Origin of the sequence: Nocardia mexicana NBRC 108244 (genome assembly GCF_001613165.1) — a bacterium.
Classification (GTDB): Bacteria; Actinomycetota; Actinomycetes; order Mycobacteriales; family Mycobacteriaceae; genus Nocardia; species Nocardia mexicana.
In genome coordinates, this window is sequence record NZ_BDBV01000101.1 from 1 (window position 1) to 3,788 (window position 3,788).

The window sequence follows — 3,788 nt, forward strand, 5'->3', positions numbered from 1 at the left end:
CCCGCCGCCTTCCCGCTACGGCAGCAGCGCGGGCTGGTCGACGGCCCACAGCCACGATCCGTCCGGTTGGCGACGGGCGACCTCGGCGGTTATCTCGCCGGTGGTCAGCGTGGACGCTGTGAGCGCCAGGTCGCCGCTCACCAGCGCGGGATGCTGCCGCCCGGGCGCGAGCACCGGCGCGGCGGCGACGAACTGTTCGTACACCTTGCGGATCTCCGCGTGCCCGGTCGCGAGGTTGCCCGGCGGGAACGCCAGCACGGCGTCCGGCTCGTACAACGCCACCAGTCCGTCGACATCGCCCGCATTGGCGCGTTCGATGAAGTATTTGCCCAGGTCGTTCGGGTCGGTGGCCACTTTCTTGTTTGTCATGTAGACAAGCTTCCCAACGAAACACGACATCTTGTGTCATGTATTTCGGATAGGATTTTTCGCATGCGTGCCGACCGATTGGTCTCGCTGGTGTTGCTGCTGCGCCGCCACGGTCGGCTGTCCGCGCCCGCGCTGGCCCGCGAGCTGGAGGTGTCCACCCGTACCGTGCTGCGCGATATCGAGGCGCTGTCGGCCGCGGGCGTCCCGGTCTACGCCGAACGCGGTCGGCACGGCGGTTTCGCCCTGCTCCCCGGTTTCCAGACCGAGCTCACCGGACTGAATCACGACGAGGCGCTCGCCTTGGTGGTAGCCGGATCACGGCGCGGCGCACAGGAATTCGGCCTCGGGTCAGCGCTCACGTCGGCCATGCGCAAGATGGTCGATGCGCTGCCCGAAGGCCATCGGGCCACCGCGACGGGCGCGGCCGAGCGCCTGCTCATCGAACCGGAGACCGATCTGCTCGCGCGCCGCCAGGTCGCCGAGGAGGTGCCCGACGCCGTCGTGGCCGAGGTCCGGCGCGCGGTGTTCGCCGGGCACAAGCTGCGGATCCACTACGCGGCGGTGGATCAGGACCCGCAGTGGCGCACGGTGGACCCGATCGGCCTGGTCACCGTGCGCGGCCAGGGCTACCTGCTGGCCACGAGGTCCGGCGCCGACCGCACCTATCGGCTGTCCCGGATCTCGGCGGCCGAGGAGCTACCCGAACCCGCCCAGCGCCCGGAAAGGGTCGATCTGGACCGGGCGTGGCAGGAACGCAGCACGCGGTTCCGGACCGGCGGTGACCAGGTCTCGGTGGTGGTACGGCTACACCCGGCGCAGCGGGAGGAACTGGTCGGCACCGCACTGGCAGTCCAGGCCGAGGAAGCCGATACGGATCACTGGCTGCGACTGGAGGTGACCTTCCAGGACTCGCGTCATGCGGAATGGGCGCTGTGGCAGCTCGCCATGAACGCGGAAGTCCTTGCGCCGCAGTGGTTGCGCACCGTCCTGCACGACCGCGCCACGGCGCTCGCCGCCCGCTACGAAGAGTAATCCCGGGCGCGTCCCGCTGCGGTCCGCCGCCGAAATCCCTGTCGAGAGGTCAGTAATGTCGTCCCGAACATCCTGGCAGCACACCGTTCTCACGCCACGGCCGTGGCCGCCGCTGCTGATCGCCGCGCGCTGGTGGGTCCGCTACGGCCCGGGGACCGTGCTGGAACAGCGGCTGGCCCGCGATTGGCTCGATGTCGGCCTGCGGCAGCGACCGCGTCCGCCGCGAGTGGTGCGCACCCGGTACCGCGGACGCTTCCAGATTCCGACGACGATCGACTTCATCTCCCGTGCGATCTACACCCACGGCTGCTGGGAGGCCTGCGTATCGGCGCTGGTCGCCTCGCGTCTGCGGCCCGGTGACCGTTTCATCGATCTCGGCGCGGCGGGCGGCTGGTACAGCGTGCTCGCCGCGCGCCGGGTGGGTCCGAGCGGCGGTGTGGTCGCCGTGGAACCCGCACCCGCGGCCCTCGAACAGTTGCACGTCAACCTGATTCTCAACCGCTGCACCAACGTTCGGGTGGTGCGGGCCGCGGTGACCGCCGAGCCCGGACCCGTGCGCCTGTACGTGCCCGACCGCGGCAACAGCGGGGCCACCACGACGATCCCGCCCGACGACCACATCTCGCAGTTCACCGCGCCCGGGCTCCCCCTGGCCGACCTCCTGCAACCGGGCGACCTCGAGAACGCTCGCATGATCAAGGTCGATGTCGAGGGCGCCGAGGGTACCGTGCTGGCCCAGCTGTCCCGCCTGATTTCCCGGCTCCGCCCGGACTGCGAGATTCTCACTGAAATCACCCCGAAATGGCTTGCCGCCGCGGGTCATACCGCGGACGAGGTGCTGAAACCGCTCACAGACAACGGTTTTCGCGCCTACCGGGTGCCCAACTCCTACGCGCCGGAGGATATGACCAGGGCGGCACGCCACCCGCTCGCGCCGACCCCGCTCACCGGCCCGATCACCGAGCAGGCCGATCTGCTCCTCACCCGCGGCGATGCCTTGCCCAAGTCGACACTTCAGTGACGAATTTCCGGCGCAGCGCATTGGTGGAATTTGTCGTCTGGCAGCATCGGAAGTGATCGTTGCAGGGAAGAGGAGGTCCGCGATGGCTGAGGAAGCGCAGCGTGATAGGACCAGGGCGATTGCCGACCTCTCGCGGACCTTGGGAATCCTTGCCGTGCTGTCGTTTTGTCTGATAGTCGCGGCTTTCGCGTTTGTCGTCGTCAGCGACGACGAGGGGTACTTCTGGATGACCTTGATATCTATCGCGCCGGTGTTTTGTGCGGGAGTGTTGCTCGGGTTGTTCGCCGTGATCCTCGGCATCGGCGCGAAGGTCAAAGTGCGGAGGGGAACCGAAACTGGAAAACGAGTGACGTCTTCGGGCATTACCCTGGGCGCCATTGTGCTCACGTTGGAAGTCGGCTCGATGCTCCTGTTCTGGTTCGGCTGAGAACAGTCTTTGCTGATATCCCGATCGCGATCAAATGGATCGAGACGTGCAGTGGGCCACAACATTCCACCGAGGCCACCGCATCGGTGGCAGCGGAACGGTCCCGGTGGAATCAGCGTAGGCGGGCGAGTTTCTTACGCCGGAAGTGCGCCGGAAGTGCGGCGACAATATCGAGCCAGGGACTCCAGGATCTCCTCGGGCGGATCCCGGACGGTCAGGGCTGGATGTTCTCCAGGTCCTCGAGGAGGCTGGGGTGGGTGGGGTGCCAGTCGAGTGTGCGGCAGGTGTGGGTGCTCGAGGAGGGCTGGTCGAGGGCGAAGATCGGGCCGAGGGGGCCGAATGTCTCCTGCGGCAAGGCTTTCACCGGTAGGCCGAGCCTGCGCCCGATGACCGCGGCGATATCGCGGACGGCATCGCCCTCGTCGTCCACGGCGTGCCATGCGGTCCCGGCTGGTGCCTTCTCCAGGACCAGCCGGAACAGGACGGCCGCGTCGAGCGCGTGCACGGCGGGCCAGCGCTGGGCGCCGTCGCCGGGGTAACCGGCCACTCCGCTGCGCCGGGCCGCATCGGTCAACAGGCCCGCAAACCCGCCCTTGCCCTCGTTGTGCACCGTGCGCGGCAGCCGTACGGCCGCGCTGCGGACGCCGCGCGAGGCCAGCTCGAGTACCGCGGTGACCGACAGACTGCGACCGCCGACGGGTCCGTCGGTCGGCAGTGGGTCGGCTTCGGTGGATGCGCGGCCCGGCACCGGCGGCGTACCCGAGACCGTCACGAGCGGGCGGTCGCTGCCGACGAGCTCCTCGCCCAGCGCGGCGAGGGCGGAGCCCTCCTCGACAACGGCGTCCGCGACGGCGGCGGCGCTGCTGAAGTCGTTGCCGAAGGCCAGGTGGATCACTCCGTCGGCCCGAGCGGCCGCGGCGCGGAGCGTGGGCAGGTCGG

5 protein-coding genes are annotated in these 3,788 nt (G+C 68.9%); 3 read left to right on the forward strand and 2 right to left on the reverse strand.

All coding sequences use genetic code 11. The features are described from left to right. Positions 1-15: 15 nt before the first annotated feature. A complete protein-coding gene (locus NM1_RS33595; RefSeq protein ID WP_211339524.1) occupies positions 16-369 on the reverse strand; it encodes a YybH family protein in 354 nt (117 codons plus the stop codon). A gap of 63 nt (positions 370-432) precedes the next feature. On the opposite strand from NM1_RS33595, the gene NM1_RS33600 reads away from it, so the two are divergent. The 3 genes from NM1_RS33600 (at position 433) to NM1_RS33610 (ending at position 2,849) form a co-directional block, all read left to right on the forward strand. After that, positions 433-1,401: a helix-turn-helix transcriptional regulator gene (locus tag NM1_RS33600; RefSeq protein ID WP_068029519.1), complete on the forward strand. Its 969-nt coding sequence runs from the start codon at positions 433-435 to the stop codon at positions 1,399-1,401. 55 nt (positions 1,402-1,456) lie between these two features. Next, positions 1,457-2,422 (forward strand): FkbM family methyltransferase, encoded by a 966-nt coding sequence (locus NM1_RS33605; RefSeq protein ID WP_084520293.1) that lies wholly within the window; start codon positions 1,457-1,459, stop codon positions 2,420-2,422. A gap of 82 nt (positions 2,423-2,504) precedes the next feature. Next, complete coding sequence (locus NM1_RS33610) at positions 2,505-2,849, forward strand: hypothetical protein (protein WP_068029523.1); 345 nt, start codon at positions 2,505-2,507, stop codon at positions 2,847-2,849. Positions 2,850-3,063: 214 nt separating this feature from the next. Here NM1_RS33610 and NM1_RS33615 read toward each other — a convergent pair. After that, on the reverse strand, positions 3,064-3,788 hold a 725-nt coding region (locus tag NM1_RS33615), incomplete at its 5' end, for a Rossmann-fold NAD(P)-binding domain-containing protein (RefSeq protein WP_068029533.1).